This is a genomic window from Bradyrhizobium sp. AZCC 1610 (assembly GCF_036924515.1).
Lineage (GTDB): Bacteria > Pseudomonadota > Alphaproteobacteria > Rhizobiales > Xanthobacteraceae > Bradyrhizobium.
On record NZ_JAZHRR010000001.1, the window covers coordinates 7,402,502 to 7,419,773 of the forward strand.

Annotated in this window: 19 protein-coding genes; 5 read left to right on the top strand and 14 right to left on the bottom strand. The window is 63.9% G+C overall.

Going from position 1 to position 17,272, the window contains the following annotated elements; all coding sequences use genetic code 11:
• Window positions 1-241: 241 nt before the first annotated feature.
• From rplS to ffh, 5 genes are all read right to left on the bottom strand, one after another.
• The gene (gene rplS / locus V1279_RS36265; protein WP_334445653.1) at window positions 242-622 is read right to left on the bottom strand and encodes a 50S ribosomal protein L19; all 381 of its coding nucleotides are present in this window, start codon (window positions 620-622) and stop codon (window positions 242-244) included.
• 113 nt (window positions 623-735) lie between these two features.
• Window positions 736-1,455 (bottom strand): tRNA (guanosine(37)-N1)-methyltransferase TrmD, encoded by a 720-nt coding sequence (gene trmD, locus V1279_RS36270; protein ID WP_334445655.1) that lies wholly within the window; start codon window positions 1,453-1,455, stop codon window positions 736-738.
• Window positions 1,456-1,559: 104 nt separating this feature from the next.
• Window positions 1,560-2,081: a ribosome maturation factor RimM gene (rimM, locus tag V1279_RS36275; RefSeq protein WP_334445657.1), complete on the bottom strand. Its 522-nt coding sequence runs from the start codon at window positions 2,079-2,081 to the stop codon at window positions 1,560-1,562.
• A gap of 19 nt (window positions 2,082-2,100) precedes the next feature.
• The gene (rpsP, locus tag V1279_RS36280; RefSeq protein WP_212417378.1) at window positions 2,101-2,433 is read right to left on the bottom strand and encodes a 30S ribosomal protein S16; all 333 of its coding nucleotides are present in this window, start codon (window positions 2,431-2,433) and stop codon (window positions 2,101-2,103) included.
• A gap of 179 nt (window positions 2,434-2,612) precedes the next feature.
• Complete coding sequence (ffh, locus tag V1279_RS36285; protein WP_334445660.1) at window positions 2,613-4,160, bottom strand: signal recognition particle protein; 1,548 nt, start codon at window positions 4,158-4,160, stop codon at window positions 2,613-2,615.
• Window positions 4,161-4,684: 524 nt separating this feature from the next.
• On the opposite strand from ffh, the gene V1279_RS36290 reads away from it, so the two are divergent.
• Window positions 4,685-5,749 carry an MBL fold metallo-hydrolase gene (locus V1279_RS36290; RefSeq protein WP_334445662.1) on the top strand — a complete coding sequence of 355 codons (1,065 nt, stop codon included), beginning with the start codon at window positions 4,685-4,687 and terminating at the stop codon, window positions 5,747-5,749.
• 32 nt (window positions 5,750-5,781) lie between these two features.
• Here V1279_RS36290 and V1279_RS36295 read toward each other — a convergent pair whose 3' ends face one another.
• From V1279_RS36295 to V1279_RS36305, 3 genes are all read right to left on the bottom strand, one after another.
• On the bottom strand, window positions 5,782-7,059 hold the full coding sequence (locus V1279_RS36295; RefSeq protein WP_334444809.1) for an IS4 family transposase: 1,278 nt from the start codon (window positions 7,057-7,059) through the stop codon (window positions 5,782-5,784).
• A gap of 221 nt (window positions 7,060-7,280) precedes the next feature.
• Entirely contained in the window at window positions 7,281-7,982 is a 702-nt protein-coding gene (locus tag V1279_RS36300) for an SIMPL domain-containing protein (RefSeq protein WP_334445663.1), read from the bottom strand.
• A gap of 5 nt (window positions 7,983-7,987) precedes the next feature.
• Window positions 7,988-8,698, bottom strand: coding sequence for a GyrI-like domain-containing protein (locus V1279_RS36305; RefSeq protein ID WP_334445665.1), 711 nt, complete (start codon window positions 8,696-8,698; stop codon window positions 7,988-7,990).
• Window positions 8,699-8,891: 193 nt separating this feature from the next.
• On the opposite strand from V1279_RS36305, the gene dapF reads away from it, so the two are divergent.
• Window positions 8,892-9,776 carry a diaminopimelate epimerase gene (gene dapF, locus V1279_RS36310; RefSeq protein WP_334445666.1) on the top strand — a complete coding sequence of 295 codons (885 nt, stop codon included), beginning with the start codon at window positions 8,892-8,894 and terminating at the stop codon, window positions 9,774-9,776.
• 5 nt (window positions 9,777-9,781) lie between these two features.
• Window positions 9,782-11,047, top strand: a complete 1,266-nt coding sequence (mtaB, locus tag V1279_RS36315) for a tRNA (N(6)-L-threonylcarbamoyladenosine(37)-C(2))-methylthiotransferase MtaB (protein ID WP_334445667.1) — start codon at window positions 9,782-9,784, stop codon at window positions 11,045-11,047.
• A gap of 84 nt (window positions 11,048-11,131) precedes the next feature.
• On the opposite strand, the gene V1279_RS36320 is transcribed toward mtaB, so the two are convergent.
• The gene (locus tag V1279_RS36320; protein ID WP_334445668.1) at window positions 11,132-12,520 is read right to left on the bottom strand and encodes an IS30 family transposase; all 1,389 of its coding nucleotides are present in this window, start codon (window positions 12,518-12,520) and stop codon (window positions 11,132-11,134) included.
• A 192-nt stretch (window positions 12,521-12,712) separates the two neighbouring features.
• On the bottom strand, window positions 12,713-13,348 hold the full coding sequence (locus tag V1279_RS36325) for an RluA family pseudouridine synthase (protein WP_334445669.1): 636 nt from the start codon (window positions 13,346-13,348) through the stop codon (window positions 12,713-12,715).
• A gap of 157 nt (window positions 13,349-13,505) precedes the next feature.
• Here V1279_RS36325 and ftsY point away from each other — a divergent pair, with 157 nt between their 5' ends.
• Together ftsY and V1279_RS36335 are read left to right on the top strand one after the other, a co-directional pair.
• Entirely contained in the window at window positions 13,506-14,450 is a 945-nt protein-coding gene (gene ftsY, locus V1279_RS36330) for a signal recognition particle-docking protein FtsY (RefSeq protein ID WP_334445670.1), read from the top strand.
• Window positions 14,451-14,519: 69 nt separating this feature from the next.
• A complete protein-coding gene (locus V1279_RS36335; RefSeq protein ID WP_334445672.1) occupies window positions 14,520-15,122 on the top strand; it encodes a septation protein A in 603 nt (200 codons plus the stop codon).
• A gap of 133 nt (window positions 15,123-15,255) precedes the next feature.
• On the opposite strand, the gene V1279_RS36340 is transcribed toward V1279_RS36335, so the two are convergent.
• The 4 genes from V1279_RS36340 to V1279_RS36355 all read right to left on the bottom strand — a co-directional run bounded on the left by V1279_RS36340 (window position 15,256) and on the right by V1279_RS36355 (window position 17,223).
• Window positions 15,256-15,615 carry a ComEA family DNA-binding protein gene (locus V1279_RS36340; RefSeq protein ID WP_334445674.1) on the bottom strand — a complete coding sequence of 120 codons (360 nt, stop codon included), beginning with the start codon at window positions 15,613-15,615 and terminating at the stop codon, window positions 15,256-15,258.
• Between the two features lie 102 nt (window positions 15,616-15,717).
• The gene (locus V1279_RS36345; protein ID WP_334445675.1) at window positions 15,718-16,311 is read right to left on the bottom strand and encodes a DsbE family thiol:disulfide interchange protein; all 594 of its coding nucleotides are present in this window, start codon (window positions 16,309-16,311) and stop codon (window positions 15,718-15,720) included.
• A complete protein-coding gene (gene ccmD, locus V1279_RS36350; protein ID WP_334445677.1) occupies window positions 16,308-16,490 on the bottom strand; it encodes a heme exporter protein CcmD in 183 nt (60 codons plus the stop codon). Before ccmD ends, V1279_RS36345 begins: the two co-directional genes overlap by 4 nt.
• Before the next feature lies 1 nt (window position 16,491).
• On the bottom strand, window positions 16,492-17,223 hold the full coding sequence (locus V1279_RS36355; protein ID WP_334445679.1) for a heme ABC transporter permease: 732 nt from the start codon (window positions 17,221-17,223) through the stop codon (window positions 16,492-16,494).
• Window positions 17,224-17,272 lie beyond the last annotated feature (49 nt).

The following is a 17,272-nucleotide window of genomic DNA, read 5'->3' on the forward strand; positions in this document are numbered from 1 at the left end:
TAGAACCATTCTGAATTTCTAACACATGGCCCACGGCCGCGACAATCGATCGATGGGTGGGCCGGTCTGTCATTGCCGGGCTTGACCCGGCAATCCATCATTCTTGAGCAAGAGGCCTGTTGTTCCGATGGATGCCCGGGTCAAGCCCGGGCATGACGAGTCGAGCTATTAGATAGGCACTCCGCAACAAAAAAGCGCGGGGCAAAACCCGCGCTTTTCGTCACATCCCGTTCGGGAAAAATTACTCGCCGACGGCGGTCGGGCGGTCCTGCCTCTCGACGATGCGGGCCGACTTGCCGCGCAGTTGGCGCAGGTAATACAGCTTGGCGCGACGCACCTTGCCGCGGCGCACCACCTTGATCGAGTCGATCATCGGCGACATCACCGGGAACACGCGCTCGACGCCTTCGCCGTAGGAAATCTTGCGTACGGTAAAGCTCTCGTTGAGCCCGCCGCCGGAACGGCCGATGCAGACGCCTTCATAGGCCTGCACGCGGGTGCGCTCGCCTTCGACCACCTTGACGTTGACGATCACGGTGTCGCCGGGCCCGAATTCCGGGATCAACTTCGTCGCCGCCAATTTATCGAATTGCTCTTTTTCGAGCTGTTGAATGAGGTTCATTGAAATCTCCATCGGCGGCGCGCCCAGCCAGTCCGGCGCGGGCTGCGCGAACGTCCTACTATCCTGCCATTTGCACGGATTTGGCGCTCGTATAAGGCATCGTCGGGTGCTTGTCACCCGTCCGTCGTGCTTTTTGTGCCTTTTTGGCCGGGCCTCGCGGCCCATAAATCCGGCCGCCGCGCCCGGGTCAGGGCCTCGGCTTCGGCCTTTCGCCAGGCCGCCACTTTGGCATGATCGCCGGAGATCAGGATTTCGGGGATAGCGCGGCCCTCGAACTCCTGCGGGCGCGTGAATTGGGGGTATTCCAGTAGTCCTTCGGAAAAGCTTTCGTCCGCGCCCGAGGCCTGTTTGCCCATGACGCCCGGCAAAAGCCGCACGCAGGCATCGATCAGGGCCATCGCGGCGATCTCGCCACCTGACAACACATAGTCTCCGATCGATATCTCTTCGAGGTGCCGGGCCTCGATGACCCGCTGATCGATCCCCTCAAACCGCCCGCAGACGATCAGGGGGCCGGGCCCGGCCGCAAGTTCCTTGACCTGCGACTGGGTCAATGGCCGACCCCGCGGGCTCATCAAGAGGCGCGGCCGCCCTCCGCCGGCATATGCGGCATCGATCGCCGCCGCCAGCACGTCGGCCCGCAGCACCATGCCGGGGCCGCCGCCGGCCGGGGTGTCATCAACGCTGCGGTGGCGGTCGGTCGCGGAGTCCCTGATGTCGCGCGCCTCCAGTTCCCACAGGCCTGATGTCAGCGCCTTGCCCGCCAGGCTGACGCCGAGCGGCCCGGGAAACATCTCGGGGAACAGAGTCAGGACGGTCGTGCGCCAGGTCATAGTTGAGGGATCGCGGTTGAACTCAGGTCGTCATACGCGGGCTTGACCCGCGTATCCATCTTCTTTGAAGGATGGATCGCCGGGTCAAGCCCGGCGATGACGAGTCAGGGGGTGGTGGCGTCATCGCCTTCGATTTCCTGCGGCAGTTCGATCACCACGCGACCGCCGGCGAGATCGACCGTCGGCACCACCGCATTGGTGAACGGCAGCAGCATGGTCGGGCCTTGCGGCGGCGCGATCTCGATGATGTCGCCGGCGCCGAAATTATGGATCGCAGTGACGCGGCCAAGCGGCTCGTTGGCGGCGTTGACGGCGGCAAGCCCGATCAGGTCGGCGTGGTAATATTCGTCCTCATCGGTCTCGGGCAGTTTTTCGCGCGCGATGTAGAGCTCGATGCCGTTGAGCCGTTCGGCGTCCTCGCGGGTGGCGATGCCCTTCAGCGTCGCCACCAGATGGTCCTTGGCCTCGCGGACGTGCGTCACCTCGAACTGGCGCGCGCCGTCCTTGGTCATCAGCGGACCGTAGTGCTTTACGGCCAGCGGATCTTCGGTGAACGTCCACAGTTTCACCGCGCCGCGCACGCCATGCGCAGCGCCGATGCGGGCGACACAAATCGGTGCTGCCACCGTCGTGCGCCGCTACGCTTTACGCCTTCGCGGCGGCTTCGGCGCGCGCCTTGCGCTCCTTGCGCGGCACGGCCTTTTCCGGGTTGCTGCGGGCGGGACGCTTGACGATGCCGGCGGCATCCAGGAAGCGCGTCACGCGGTCCGACGGCTGCGCGCCCTTGGCGAGCCAGGCCTTGACCTTGTCCATGTCGAGCTTCAGCCGCGACTCATTGTCCTTCGGCAGCAGCGGATTGAAATGGCCGAGACGCTCGATGAAGCGGCCATCGCGGGGAAAGCGCGAGTCGGCGACGACGACGTGATAGACCGGACGCTTCTTGGTGCCTGCGCGAGCGAGGCGGATAACGACTGACATTTGGTTCTCCTGTTAAATACAAAACTTAAGTGAGTGGCTTGGTCTGAATTCGCGTCATTGCGAGGAGCGTAGCGACGAACAATCCATTCTTTCTTTTCGCGGATCGATAGATTGCTTCGCGGAGCCTGTCATCGGGCCGGCCAGAGGCCGGACCCGTTGGCTCGCAATGACGGAAGGGGTCATTTCTTCTTCCCCGGAAAGCCGCCGAGGCCGGGCAAGGTCGGCTTGCCGCTGAGGCCCGTAAGGCCCGGCACGTTCGGCAGGCCCTGGCGCAGGCCGACCGGAAGATCCTTCGGCAAACTCGGCAGGCCGCCTTCGGCACCGCCCTGCATCTTGTCCGCCAGCGCCTTCATTTCTTCCGGCGAGGGCGGCTTCATGCCGCCGCCAAAGCCCATCGCCTGCGCGATGCCGGCCATCGGGCCGCGCTTGCCCGAGCCCATGGCCTTCATCATGTCGGCCATGTTCCGGTGCATCTTCAAGAGCTTGTTGACTTCCTGAACCTCCAGGCCGGCGCCGGCGGCGACGCGCTTCTTGCGGCTGGCCTTGAGAATGTCGGGACTCTTGCGCTCCTGCCGCGTCATCGAATCGATGATCGCGACCTGGCGCTTGATGATCTTGTCGTCGATCCCGGCATTCGCGATCTGGTTCTTCATCTTGGCAACACCGGGCATCATGCCCATCAACCCGCTGATGCCGCCCATATTCGCCATCTGCAGCAATTGCTCGCGCATATCCGTGAGGTCGAACTGGCCCTTGCGCATCCGCTCGGCGGTGCGCGCGGCTTTTTCCGCGTCGATATTCGCCGCTGCCCGCTCGACCAGCGACACCACGTCGCCCATACCGAGGATGCGGCCGGCGATCCGGCTCGGGTGAAAATCTTCCAGCGCATCGGTCTTTTCGCCGGTGCCGATCAGCTTGATCGGCTTGCCGGTCACCGCGCGCATCGATAGCGCCGCGCCGCCGCGGCCGTCGCCGTCCACCCGCGTCAGCACGATGCCGGTGAGGCCGACGCGCTGGTCGAAGGCGCGCGCGAGATTGACCGCGTCTTGACCGGTCAGCGAGTCTGCAACCAGCAGCACTTCATGCGGATTGGCCGCGGTTTTGATCTCGGCCGCCTCGCTCATCATTTCTTCGTCGAGCGTGGTGCGGCCGGCGGTGTCGAGCAGCACCACGTCGTAGCCGCCGAGCTTGCCGGCTTCCAGCGCGCGCTTCGCGATCTGCGCCGGCTTTTGCCCAGCCACGATCGGCAGCGTCGGGATGTCGAGGTCGCGGCCGAGCACGGCCAATTGCTCCATCGCCGCCGGGCGGTAGATGTCGAGCGAGGCCATCAGCACCTTGCGCTTGTCGCGCTGGGTCATGCGGCGGGCGAGCTTTGCGGTGGTGGTGGTTTTGCCGGAGCCTTGCAGACCGACCATCATGATCGCAACTGGCGGCACCGCATTGAGATCGATGGTCTGGCCGTCGGCGCCAAGCGTGGCGACCAGTTCGTCATGGACGATCTTGACCACCATCTGGCCGGGGGTGACCGACTTGACGACGGTGGCGCCGACCGCCTGCTCGCGGACGCGCTCGATGAAGCTTCTGACCACGTCGAGCGAGACGTCGGCTTCCAGCAGCGCGCGGCGCACCTCGCGCATCGCGGCATCGACATCGGCCTCCGACAGCGAACCGCGGCCCGTCAGCCGATCGAGTATCCCACCAAGCTTTTCCGACAGATTGTCGAACAATGCCGTTGTCCTCTGTCCTGCCGTTTGCAGGCGCTACGTCGATCCATTCACTACTGTCATCACCCGCGAAGGCGGGTGATCCAGTATCCAGAGCACCTCGTTTGAACCGAGAAGCTGCAGCGTACTGGATACCCCGCCCCAGTGCGCAATCGCGCACAAGGCGGGGTATGACGACCTAGATATGTCCCGGCGGAACACGCCAAGACGATAAACCAAACACTTTCACGCCCGAGGGCGCATCGCGCTGTCGGGCGTTGGCCTCCGGTCTCATGGGCCGGGCGGCGGGTCGAAAAGAACGTCTTTCCGAGAAAGTGCGCGGGTTAAACGCCCGGAAGGGGCGAAAGTCAAGGAGGAACTAGGCTGCGCTAGTCGCTGGATGTGGTGTAAGTCACTGATATAATTATCGTTTCAGCGAACGGGATGGTCTACAGGCAAGCTTCCTTTCGCCGCAGGTCCAAGTTGAGCCAGCGCACGCCATATAACGCCCCATGTCGTCAGCTCTCTCCCGCCCTTCGTGATCTCCCGTGCCTATCACCCGTCGCCATGTTTTTGGAGTATTCGCCGGCGCCGCCGCGGCTGTCGGTGTGCCCTCGATCTGGATCAGCAATATGAAAACCTATGACGGCCCCGTCTCCGATCATTTCGACGGCACACGCTTCTTCGATCCCGACGGGGTGCCGCCAAAATCATTGGCGGAGGTACTGCGTTGGCAGTTCGGCACCGACCGCAAGCGTGCGAGCTGGCCGGATTGGGTGCCGAACGCCCACAGCGATACGCCGCCGGCCCGCGTCAGCGGTGACAAGGTGCGGCTGTCGTTTGTCGGCCACGTCACCTGGCTGATCCAGACCCGGGATCTCAACATTCTCGTCGATCCCGTGTGGTCGATGCGCGCTTCGCCCGTCTCCTTCGCCGGGCCGCAGCGGCACAACGATCCCGGCATCGCCTTCGACGCACTGCCCAAGATCGATGTCGTGCTGGTGTCGCACGGCCATTACGATCATCTCGACATCGCGACGCTGTCGAAGCTTACGGAAAAGTTCTCGCCGAGGGTGATCACGCCGCTCGGCAACGACGTCACCATGCGCGATGCGGATGCGGCGATAAAGGCCGAAGGGTTCGACTGGCAGGACCGTGTCGAACTCGGCAACGGCACCGCGGTGACGCTGGTGCCGACGCAGCACTGGTCGGCGCGCGGGCTGTCCGACCGCAACAAGGCGCTGTGGGCGAGCTTTGTCTTGGAGACGCCGGCGGGGAAAATCTACATCGTCTGCGATTCCGGCTACGGCGAGGGCAAGCATTTCCGCCGCGTGGCCGAGAAGCACGGGCCGCTGCGGCTGGCGATCCTCCCCATTGGCGCCTATGAGCCGCGCTGGTTCATGAAGGACCAGCACATGAATCCGTCTGATGCCGTGAAGGCGCTGGCCGATTGCGGCGCCGGGCAAGCGCTGGCGCATCACCACGGCACGTTCCAGCTGACGGATGAGGCGATCGACGCGCCGGTCAATGCGCTAGCCGATGCGCTCAAGGAAGCGAAAATAGCGCCCGAGCGGTTCGCGGCGCTCAAGCCGGGGCAGGTTTGCGAGATCTAACCGCTGTCGTCCCTGCGAACGCACTAGGGCATCTACACGTTTGCCGGGCCATATACGAGGATTTGGAAGCGAGCCATTCCGATGTGGAAGGTGATTGGTCCAGGTGGGCGATGCGAGGCGTAGCCGGTCCATCCGCCGAGCTTTGCGATGATCCATGCGGCCCAGGCGATAGTGTTGGGGCGATGGTGGTTCTTCTGAAGCTCGGTCCGGCCTTTCAGGGTTTTGTTGATGGCCTTGAGCGCTTCGATCTCGTCCGGTGTGAACGCAAAATCTGCCGGCAATTCTTCGCCGCCATTGCGGGCTTGAACCAGCTGGATGACGATACATGCCACTCTGGTAGCGATCGCCGCGAGTTTGATCAGGCCTTCAGCGCTGTCGAGCTGACTATCCTCGATGCGCAGACCCTGGCTCTTCAGCGAGCGAAAGAGCTGTTCGATGATCCAGCGCTGCTTGTACCAGGAGACGATCCGCCAGGCATCGGCGGCAGCGGCAATCGGATGCGTGGTCAAGAGCAACCAATGAATGGGCTTGGCGCCCTTCGGGGGGCGCAACTCGACGACTTCCACGAAGCTGACTTTGACGCCCTCCGGCAGGTCTTTCACGCCGGGGCGCGGCGGCCGTTTGAGCACAACGGTTCCGAAGCGCATGGAGAGGTGGGCCTGGCGACCGCGGCGATCCATTCGCTTTGGCAGATCGATCACCGCCTTGTCGCAGAAGCGGGCCCGTTCGACTGCCTGATAAAGCGTGCCGCCGTCGACCAGCGCATGGTCGTGCATGGCGCGCGACAGGAGGTGGACATTGTCAGCGGGTGTCAGCGCCCAGTGAGCAAAGAAATCCCCCTCGCGGTCGTTGACAACGGTGATCATACGAGCAGCGGCCAGAACATCGCGGCCTTGCTCAGCGGTCGTCACCCAGCGCGCCGACTCCTTGTCGGCCAAGGCGCGCTTCTCGTGAGCGATCTTGGCCTTGCGCTTGCGCGTCCACACCTCACCGCCGGTGAGCCCGAGACAGACCCCGCTGTCGGCATCGACCGCCATCATGGCATGCAGCAACACGCCGCGAGCATTGCCTTTGCCGACCTTGCCCAAGCCGCGCCGATGTCCAGGACAGGTGTGGAACTTAATCTCGCTGGTATCCTGGATTGACAGCACATGACGCCCGCTGACCGCGATCGACGTCTGCAGGCTCCAGCCTTCAATCAGCTTGTCGATCGTGACCTGTGGATTGTTCACAAACCGCCAGAACGCCATGTTCGCAGCCCAGTCGCCCTGCGCCATCTGGCGCAAACAGACGCTGCGCGTGCAAAGCATAGCCCGGAGAAGCGCCGCCCCCTTTTATCGAGGCGAACGTCTCCAAACTTACCCAGGGACAAACCCGGTTCCTGCTGCATCTCTGGCGCTCCTTCGAATCAAAGCGCCAGAGAGAGAATCATACAAACGCTGCGGCGACAGCACATCATGCCGCTCCGAGTCAATCTGTCGCGTCCCCAAGGTGTGTAGATGCCCTAGTGCGAACGCAGGGACGACAGCAATTACTGCGCCGGCTTGATCGCCCAGGATACGTTCACCGTCACCGAAAGCGTCTCTTCGCCTTGCGCGACCGGTGCGCCAGCGGCCATGGGGGAAGCCACCTTGCCGCGATGTAGCGGCACGGGCGCGCCTTCCTCGGAAATGCTGATGGGCTCGCCGAGCGTCACGCCGGCGGCCTTGGCGTAGATCTCGGCCTTGCGGCGGGCGTCCGCGATCGCCTTTTCGCGGGCCTCGTCCAGATGCTTCGAGGCCTGCGTTACTGTGAAATTGATGCCGCCGATCTCGTTGGCGCCGGCGCCCGCCAGCACGTCGATCACGTTCGCGACCTTGGTCACATCGCGGATCTTGACCGTGACACGGTTGCTGGCGCGGAAACTGACGATGCCTGCTGCGCGCTCCGAGGCTTTGGACGACGTCGCAAATTGCGGCTGCAGCGACAGCCGCGAGGTCTGGTAGTCCTTTTCCTCGATGCCGGCGCCCTTCAGCGCCAGAAGTACCTTGCCCATCGCCGCGTTATTGGTGTCCGACGCCTCGCGCGCGGTCTTGGCGTCCGACGTCACACCGCCGTCGATCTGGGCCTGATCGGGCGCCACCGACACGTTCGCTTCGCCGGTCACGGAAATCGCAGGCGGCGGCATGGTCTGCGCCAGCGCGGGTGCGGCGAGCAGCGTGGCGGCAACGGCAAGGACGAGCGGACATTTCATGCCGATCACCTCAGCGGCACGTAGACGTTGATGACCAGCTTGTCTTCCGCCGTCTTCAGGGGATCGGTGATGTATTCTTCGATGAAGGTGTCTTTCGCTTCGAGCTTCTTGTCGTCGAGGTGGTTGGTGATCGCCTCATAGGTGTTGTCCATGTTGTCGTAGGAGCCGCGATGGACGAACTTCAGCGCCTTGCCCTCGGGCGACTTGCCCATGCTAATGTCCTTGGTCAGGTTCTTGACGTCCTGATCGACCGGAATCTGGGCCAGGAATGTAAAGCCGGTATCGTCGGTCGAGGTGTAGACGATCATCGAATTGCCCGTGGCCTTGATGCCCTGCTTGTCGAGCAGGGTGGTCAGCGCCTTGAACGCCTCGATCAGGGTATCGAACGCCGCATCCCAATTCGCGGTGCCCTTCATGACAACCACTTTCCTGGGCTCGAGCGCGAACTCCTCGCCGAACGGGTCGGCGTTCTGAACATTGGCGGCGGGCGGAGGCGGCGCGGGCGCCGGGGCTTTTTCCGCCGTGGGGGCGTCCGCGGGCGACTTGGTTTCGGCCGGCGGCGGGACCGGTACCGCCGACGGGGCCGGGCTGGGCGCAGCCGACGGGCTCGCGGCTGGAGGGGCTGAGGGCGCCGGCGATTGCGCCAGCGCGGCCCCGCCAAACGCAACCATGGAGAGCGCGACCATGGCCGCACGGAAAGTGCTGATACGGTTCATTTCAGGTATTCTCCATCCCACCCCATCTGGCGGCGGCATGTCCCGGTCCGCGCCCGCCAGAATGGTGCCATTTTCTAACACGCAAGGTCCGCTTTCGTCCCATGACAGATGCGTCATATGCCCCTGCTGCCCCTGCGTACTAGGCAATTGGCCATCATTCGCCATATAAGGCAGGCATAAATTGGGAAATTCCATGAGCGCGCTGGCCAACCACGCATTTGCCAAGATGAGCGGCATCGGCAACGAAATCGTTGTGGTGGATTTGCGCGATTCCAAAGCTGGTTCAAAGGCCGCCGTGACGGCCGAGGAGGCGCGGGCGGTCGCCTCGCCTGCGGGCGTGCCCTATGACCAGTTGATGGTATTGCAGCCGCCACGGCTGCAGGGCACCGAGGCCTTCATCCGCATCTACAACAATGACGGCTCGGAAGCCGGCGCCTGCGGCAACGGCATGCGCTGCGTGGTGCGCCGCCTGTTCGAGAAGACCGGCCAAACCGCCGTGACCTTCGAGACCCGCGCGGGGCTATTGAACTGCTGGCAGGGCCCGGCGCCCGATCTCTATACGGTCGACATGGGCGCGCCGAAGTTCGACTGGCAGGATATTCCGCTCGCCGAAGAGTTTCGCGACACCCGCTATATCGAACTGCAGGTCGGGCCGATCGACGCGCCGGTGCTGCATTCGCCCTCGGTTGTCTCGATGGGCAATCCGCACGCGATCTTCTGGGTCGATGACGTCAACGCCTACGATCTCGAACGATTCGGGCCGCTGCTGGAGAACCACCCGATTTTCCCGGACCGCGCCAACATCACGCTCGCGCATATTGTCGATCGCGATCACATCACGATCCGTACCTGGGAACGCGGCGCCGGATTGACCAGGGCCTGCGGCTCGGCCGCGTGTGCGACCGCGGTCGCGGCGGCGCGGCTGAAGCGTGCCGATCGCTCGGTCGAGATCACGCTGCCCGGCGGCAAGCTTGGGATCGAATGGCGCGAGCGCGATGACCATGTGCTGATGACCGGCACCGCCGATTTCGAATATGAAGGGCGATTCGACCCGGCGCTGTTCGCCAGCGTCGCCTGAGAGCCATGAGCGTCGACGTCCTCACCTTCGGTTGCCGCCTCAACGCCTTCGAATCCGAAGTGATCGCCCGCGAGGCGGAGCGCGCCGGACTTTCCGATACCGTCGTCATCAATAGCTGCGCGGTCACCAACGAGGCGGTGGCGCAGGCGCGGCAATCGATCCGGCGGCTGAAGCGCGAGCGGCCGGATGTGCGCATCGTCGTCACCGGCTGCGCGGCGCAGACCCAGCCGGAAATGTTTGCCGAAATGGCCGAGGTCGACCGCGTCGTCGGCAATGACGACAAGATGCGCGGCGAGGCCTGGCGTGACGCGCGCGCGGCATTCGATGGCGGGTTTGGTATCGAGGCAAGCGAGAAGATCGCCGTTGCCGACATCATGGCGGTGCGCGAGATGGCGCCGCATCTGCTTGACGGTTTCAAGGCCGGCCTGCCGCGCGTGTTCGTCCAGGTGCAGAACGGCTGCGATCACCGCTGCACCTTCTGCATCATCCCTTACGGCCGCGGCAATTCACGCTCGGTGCCGATGGGTGCCGTCGTCGAACAGGTTCGTACGCTGGCCGAACGCGGCCATGCCGAGATCGTGCTCACCGGCGTGGACCTGACGAGCTACGGCGCCGATCTGCCGGGTGCGCCGAAACTGGGGCACCTGACAAAACAGATTTTGCGGCACGTGCCGGAATTGAAGCGGTTGCGGATTTCGTCGATCGATTCCATCGAAGCCGACCGTGATCTGCTCGACGTCATCGCCAGGGATGAGCGGCTGATGCCGCATCTGCACCTGTCGCTGCAGTCCGGCGACGACATGATTTTGAAGCGGATGAAGCGCCGGCATTCGCGGCAAGATGCGATCGAGTTCTGCGCGCAGGTGCGGCGGCTGCGCCCCGACATCACGCTCGGCGCCGATATCATCGCGGGCTTTCCGACCGAGACCGAAGACATGTTCGCGCGCTCGGCGGCCCTGGTGGAGGAATGCGATCTCACCTTCCTGCATGTGTTTCCCTACTCGCCGCGACCGGGTACGCCAGCAGCACGGATGCCGCAGGTCGCAGGCGGAAAGATCAAGGAGCGCGCGAAGCGGTTGCGGGCGGTGGGTGAGGTTGCGTTGCAGCGACGGCTGGCGGCAGAGGTCGGCGCAACGCGTCAGGTGTTGATCGAGAGCGCGACGCAGGGGCGGACGGAACATTTCCTGCCGGTGGCGATATCAGGCGAGACGCCGGGCGCGGTGATGACGCTTGCGATCAAGGGCCATGATGGCGCACGGCTGACGGTGTGAGTCACAAACTCCGCCGTCGTCGCCCGGCTTGACCGGGCGATCCAGGGCGGATTCAATCGATCGTCGCAACACTCTTTGTATGGCTCACTTTGTATGGCTCACTCGGAGGAATTCGTCGAGAGTTTCCGCCGGTGTCTTCCAGCCAAGGGTTTTTCGGGGCCTGGTGTTGAGTGCAATGGCCACGGCCTCAAGGTCATCGGCATTGTGTGCGCTGAGATCGGTGCCCTTTGGAAAGTATTGGCGTAGCAACCCATTAGTGTTCTCGTTGGTGCCGCGCTGCCATGGGCTGTGAGGATCGCAGAAGTAGACCTGCACGCCCGCGTCGATCTTGAGGCGTGCGTGTTGAGCCAACTCAGCTCCTTGATCCCAAGTCAGCGACCGACGCAGTTGCTCAGGCAAGGTGATGATCGTGCGGGTGATGGCGTCGCGCACTGCCTCAGCACCATGTCCGGCGAGTGCGGGTCCGTTCTTCACGCGAGCGTCGTGGCCATGGCCTGTCATGCGCGGCAGGTGCAGCAGCATGGTGAAACGTGTCGTGCGCTCCACCAAGGTACCGATCGCGGAACTTCCAAGACCCAAGATGAGGTCCCCTCCCCAGTGGCCCGGTACGGCTCGATCGGCTGCCTCCCCCGGACGTTGACTGATCATGACCTCGGGAGAGACGAAGGTCCTGCCTTGCCTGCGTGTGCGCGCCCTCGGCATCCGCAGCGCCCGCCCGGTGCGCAAGCAGGCCGTCAGTTCGCGGCGCAACGCTCCTCGACCTTGCACATACAGTGCCTGATAGATCGCCTCGTGACTGATGCGCATCGTCTCATCCTCGGGGAAGTCGAGGCGAAGGCGACGAGCAATCTGTTCCGGGCTCCATGCCGTCGCCCAACGTCTGTTCTGTCGATGTACGGCCCGGCGCCCCTTCCACACGACCTTCGGGCCTAAGATGGGTGCCCCGTCCGGGGTAGCAATCAAACCGGCAAGCCTGTCTTGGACATAATCTCGCAGGGTCGGATTAACCGCCAACTTGGCCGGCTTTGGGCGTCGGGCGGACCGATCGGCGTGCCATTGTGCCGTGGTCGCTCGATATTCTGGAGCGCCGTGGCGGGCCGCCGCATTGCGCCGGAGTTCACGAGAGATCGTGCATGGAGGACGATCGAGCTGACGAGCGATGGCTCGTATACCGTGCCCCTGCGCGCGCAAGATGGCGATCTCCTCCCGTTCGGCGAACGAAAGGTAGCGCTCCGATGGCGGTTTTGACGACTGCGAGAAATGTGTTGGTGGCACGCCGCCCGCCCTCCGGAACCAACGTACTCCGACAGCCGGCGACACCCCGGCGTCAATCCCAGCATCCTCGCTCGAGCGTCCCGAGGCAATCGCCCTCCAGAACTGTCTACAACTCTCTCGCTGTGCCTCTGGAGGTCGGCCTGGCGATCGCAAAGCTGCCCGCACACACCGATCCGAACGCCGCCTGTATCTCTTCATCGCAACCTCTTTTGCTCGAGTGTTGCGACGACCGATTGAATCCGCCCAGTACGCCGCGGCCTCTCGGTTAATCTTTGGCTTCTCTGGAATTCTGGATCATCCGCCGGAGCCTGTCATCGGGCGGCGCTTCGCGCCGACCCGTTGGCGGATGATGGCAGTGGTGGCTGGGGCACCGGTCTCGCCTACAAGCCGCTACTCCCCGTTCCATCCGCACGCCCTGAGCCGCTCCCGCATATGCTCCGGCGCAGGCGCCGCCACGCGCACCGGTTCCTTGTTCTTCGAAATCGGAATCACGATCTCGCGGGAATGCAGATGCAGGATCGGCTCGCCGAAGCGCGGGCCGTTGCCATAAATGTTGTCGCCGACGATCGGCCAGCCCATGGCTGACGTGTGCACGCGCAATTGATGGGTGCGGCCGGTTACCGGTTCCAGTGCGAGCCAACAAAGGCCGTCGCCGCGGCCGCATACTTTCCAGTTCGTGACGGCCTTCTGCCCGTCTGGATCCGGCTTCTGCCACCAGCCGCGCTCGACGTTGAGCCGCCCCAGCGGCATGTCGATGGTGCCTTCATCTTCGGCAGGTCCGCCCTCGATCACCGCCCAATAGGTTTTTCCGATCTTGCCGTGCTTGAACAGCAGGCCGAGCGAGGCGGTGGCCTTGCGATGGCGTCCCAGCACGAGACAGCCCGAGGTGTCCTTGTCGAGCCGGTGGGCCAGCACCGGCGGCCGCGGCAGGCCGAATCGCAGGCCGTCAAAGGACGCTTCCAGATTGGCGCCGCCCTTGGGGCCGCGATGCACCGGAAGTCCGGCGGGCTTGTCGATGACCAGCATCAGCCCGTCGCGGTGGAGGACGCGAGCCTGGATTTCATCTGCCGTTAGCTCACGGACATCAAGCGATGTCCGGGGGATATCAAAGGATGACCCGGGAACAGCAATGGATTGGTTGTGACTTTCGCTCATGGCGCGAAACCGCTAACACGTCCCCGACATGAGCGATACCACTCCCGGAACCCCCAAACTGAGCTGGTGGCGGCGGCTTTCGAGCGGCCTGAAGCGGACCTCTGGTGCGCTCGGCACGGCCGTTGCCGATCTCGTCACCAAGCGCAAGCTCGACCGCGCCATGCTCGACGAAATCGAGGATGTGCTGCTGCGCGCCGATCTCGGCACGGCCGTGGCGGTTCGGATCGCGGACGCCGTCGGCGCCGGCCGCTACGACAAGGCAATTTCGGCCGACGAAGTGAAGACGGTGGTCGCCACCGAGGTGGAGAAGGTGCTGGCGCCGGTGGCGAAGCCGCTGGAGATCGACGCGGCGCAAAAGCCGTTCGTCATTCTCGTGGTCGGCGTCAACGGTTCCGGCAAGACCACCACCATCGGCAAGCTCGCCGCAAAGCTCAGCGCCGAGGGCCGCAAGGTCATGATGGCGGCCGGCGATACCTTTCGTGCCGCCGCGATCGAACAGCTCAAGATCTGGGGCGAGCGCACCAGGTCGCCGGTGATATCAGGCGCGCAGGGCTCGGATTCGGCAAGCCTCGCCTTCAACGCGCTGACCGCGGCGAAGGAACAGAATATCGACGTGCTGCTGGTCGACACCGCCGGGCGGCTGCAGAACAAGGCCGAGCTGATGAACGAGCTCGAAAAGGTGGTTCGCGTCATCAAGAAGGTCGATGCGTCGGCCCCGCATGCGGTGCTGCTGGTGCTCGACGCCACGGTGGGACAAAATGCGCTGTCGCAGGTCGAGGCATTTCATCGTACCGCAGGGGTCACGGGCCTCGTGATGACGAAGCTCGACGGCACCGCGCGCGGCGGCATCCTGGTGGCGCTGGCCGAGAAGTTCAAACTGCCGGTGCACTTCATCGGCGTCGGCGAAGGCATCGACGATCTCGCGCCGTTCACGGCGCGCGATTTTGCGCAAGCGATAGCAGGAATCGAATAGGGCATGATCCCGAAAAGTGGGTACCGGTTTTCGGACAAGATCATGCCCAAACAAAAAAGAAGTGAAACGATGGACAAGAAAGTGCCGCATCCGCTGTTCAAGCTTGCGACCGAGCTTGGGCCCCTTCTCATCTTTTTCGTCGCCAACGCCAAGTCCAATTTGTTCATCGCCACCGGCGTGTTCATGGTGGCGGTGCTGGCTGCAATGGTTGCGTCATACATGGTGACGCGGCATGTGCCGATGATGGCGATCGTCACGGCGGTGGTCGTCATAGTGTTCGGCGCGCTGACGCTGATCCTGCATGACGAGACCTTCATCAAGATGAAGCCGACCATCGTCTACACGCTGTTCGCCGCCATTCTCGCTGGCGGTTTGCTGTTCAACCGCTCCTTCATCGCCATCATGTTCGACCAGATGTTCAATCTCACCCCGCACGGCTGGCGCATCCTGACCATGCGCTGGGCGTTGTGGTTCTTTGCGATGGCGGTGCTGAACGAGATTATCTGGCGCACGCAAAGCACTGACTTTTGGGTCGCCTTCAAGGTGTTCGGCATGGTGCCGCTGACGATGCTGTTTGCGATCACCCAGATGCCACTGATCAAGCGCTATCATCTGGAGCCGGCTTCGCTGGAGGTCAGCGAGGCGGAAGCAGGCGACGTGAGCAAGGGCTAGGGTTGGTGGTGTCCCGGACGCGGTGCAGCGTTCTTCACGATGCACCGCAGAGCCGGGACCCATGTCCGCGGTCGTGGGCCCCGGCTCTGCGGCGCACCGCTTGCGCGCTGCGCCGCGTCCGGGGCAAGAGATCTCAGCTCTTCTGCTTGGCGATGATCTTGTCCTTGATCTTGTCGTAGGTCGCCTGCGGAACGATGCTCTTCTGCACCAGATCATCCTTGCCCCTGTACGGCCGGCCCGCGATGATTTTAGCGGAATAGGCCTTGCCGACGCCCGGCAGCGCGTCGAGTTGATCGGCGGTCGCGGAATTGATGTCGAGCAGCTCGGCCTTTGGCGCCGGCGCCATCTTCGACTCCGAGGCCTTCGGCGCAGGAGCCATCTTGCTGTCGGATTTGGGCGCGGGCTGCGCGGTCTGGGCCATCGACGGTGTTGCCGTCAGCAGCCCCAAGGTCAGCGCGGTGGCGAGAAGAGAAGCGAGCGTGAAATGACGCATATGGGTGTCCCTCCAAGGACGGTTCATGTAACGCGGTAAAGCTAGCTGCGATTTCATGGCGGCGCCATGGCTGCAAAATGAACGATAGATAAAAGCCAAAGATTATTTGCTCAACGCCTTCTCGATCTCGACCTTGAGCACGCTGTCGAGATTGGCCGGCGTCACCGGCCCGACCAGCTTGTAGAGAATCGTGCCGTCGCGGCCGACCACGAAGGTTTCGGGCACGCCGTAGACGCCCCATTCGATCGCGCCGCGGCCGTTGCCGTCGACGCCGACGGCGGTAAACGGATTGCCGTAGCGGCCGAGGAAGCGGCGGGCGTTGTCGGGCGAATCCTTGTAGTTGATGCCGACGATCTGCAGCCGCGTGTCCTTGGCCAGCGCGGTCAACAGCGGCGCTTCGTCGTGGCACGGCACGCACCAGGACGCCCAGACATTGACGACGGAGACCTTGCCCTTGAACACCGCGGGGTCGAGCCCGGGCACCGGCGCCCCGTTATGGACAAGGCCCTCCAGCGCCGGCAGCGCGGTTTGCGGCGCCGGGCGGCCGATCAGGGCGGAGGGGATTTTGGAGGGATCGCCGCCGTAGAGCCGCAGCAGGAACAGCCCGGCGACCGCCATGAAACCGATCAGCGGCAGCGCCACCAGCCAGCGCCAGCGGCGCGGCGGCCCCTCCGATGTTGTGGGCGGCGCGGTCATCGGATGTCCGATGCATTGCGGCCGGAGCGCCGGGTTATGCCGTTGGCCTCGAGTTCGCGCAGGCGTTCCTTCTGGCGGCGATAATCGATGGCGATCCAGGCGATGAGAAGCACAACGACCGCTGCCACCAGCGTGTAGGACGTCACGATAAACGAAGCGTAGGGACCGAGCGACGTCACGTCACGCCGCCTGCTGGCTGGCTTGCATCATCTGCAAGCTGCGCACCCGCCGGCGCAGGATCTCGTTGCGCATCGCCGCCAGGTGCAGCGTGACGAACAATAGCGAGAAGCCGACCGCCATCACCAGCAAGGGAATCAGGAACGCCTTGTCGAGCGAAGGTCCGCCCATTCGGATCACGGCCGCCGGCTGATGCAGCGTGTTCCACCAGTCGACCGAGAATTTGATGATCGGCAGGTTGAGCGCGCCGACCAGCGTCAGGACGGCGGCCGCCCGCGCCGCCCGCGACGGGTCGTCCACCGCGCGCCACAGCGCCATCAGGCCGAGATACATCAGGAACAGGATCAAGACCGAAGTCAGCCGCGCATCCCATTCCCAATAGGTGCCCCACATCGGCCGCCCCCACAGCGAGCCGGTGACCAGCGCGAGAAACGTGAATGCCGCGCCGATCGGGGCTGCGGCCTTGGCGGCGACGTCGGCAAGCGGATGTCGCCAGACCAGCGTGCCCAGCGCGGCAATGCTCATGACGCCCCACACGAACATCGCCAGCCACGCATTCGGCACGTGGATGAACATGATCTTGACGGTGGCGCCTTGCTGATAGTCGTCGGGTGCCATCGCCGCCTGGTAGAAGCCGATCAGCAGCAGGAGCGCGGTCGCGCCCGCCAGCCACGGCAGCACGCGCGCCGTCAGCGACAGGAATTTGGTGGGATTGGCGAGGTCAATCAGCGTCATGGCATCCTGATAGTCGTCAGTGGCGGGGCAGGCAATGCGGCTTGGTTTG

Bases quoted from the DNA above. Each gene is read 5' to 3' on its own strand.
- rplS (WP_334445653.1), bottom strand. From the start codon at position 622: ATGAACCTCATTCAACAGCTCGAAAAAGAGCAATTCGATAAATTGGCG.
- trmD (WP_334445655.1), bottom strand. From the start codon at position 1,455: ATGACCTGGCGCACGACCGTCCTGACTCTGTTCCCCGAGATGTTTCCC.
- rpsP (WP_212417378.1), bottom strand. From the start codon at position 2,433: ATGTCAGTCGTTATCCGCCTCGCTCGCGCAGGCACCAAGAAGCGTCCG.
- V1279_RS36295 (WP_334444809.1), bottom strand. From the start codon at position 7,059: ATGCTTTGCACGCGCAGCGTCTGTTTGCGCCAGATGGCGCAGGGCGAC.
- V1279_RS36300 (WP_334445663.1), bottom strand. From the start codon at position 7,982: ATGAAATGTCCGCTCGTCCTTGCCGTTGCCGCCACGCTGCTCGCCGCA.
- V1279_RS36305 (WP_334445665.1), bottom strand. From the start codon at position 8,698: ATGAACCGTATCAGCACTTTCCGTGCGGCCATGGTCGCGCTCTCCATG.
- dapF (WP_334445666.1), top strand. From the start codon at position 8,892: ATGAGCGCGCTGGCCAACCACGCATTTGCCAAGATGAGCGGCATCGGC.
- mtaB (WP_334445667.1), top strand. From the start codon at position 9,782: ATGAGCGTCGACGTCCTCACCTTCGGTTGCCGCCTCAACGCCTTCGAA.
- V1279_RS36320 (WP_334445668.1), bottom strand. From the start codon at position 12,520: ATGAAGAGATACAGGCGGCGTTCGGATCGGTGTGTGCGGGCAGCTTTG.
- V1279_RS36325 (WP_334445669.1), bottom strand. From the start codon at position 13,348: ATGCTGGTCATCGACAAGCCCGCCGGACTTCCGGTGCATCGCGGCCCC.
- ftsY (WP_334445670.1), top strand. From the start codon at position 13,506: ATGAGCGATACCACTCCCGGAACCCCCAAACTGAGCTGGTGGCGGCGG.
- V1279_RS36335 (WP_334445672.1), top strand. From the start codon at position 14,520: ATGGACAAGAAAGTGCCGCATCCGCTGTTCAAGCTTGCGACCGAGCTT.
- V1279_RS36340 (WP_334445674.1), bottom strand. From the start codon at position 15,615: ATGCGTCATTTCACGCTCGCTTCTCTTCTCGCCACCGCGCTGACCTTG.
- V1279_RS36345 (WP_334445675.1), bottom strand. From the start codon at position 16,311: ATGACCGCGCCGCCCACAACATCGGAGGGGCCGCCGCGCCGCTGGCGC.
- V1279_RS36355 (WP_334445679.1), bottom strand. From the start codon at position 17,223: ATGACGCTGATTGACCTCGCCAATCCCACCAAATTCCTGTCGCTGACG.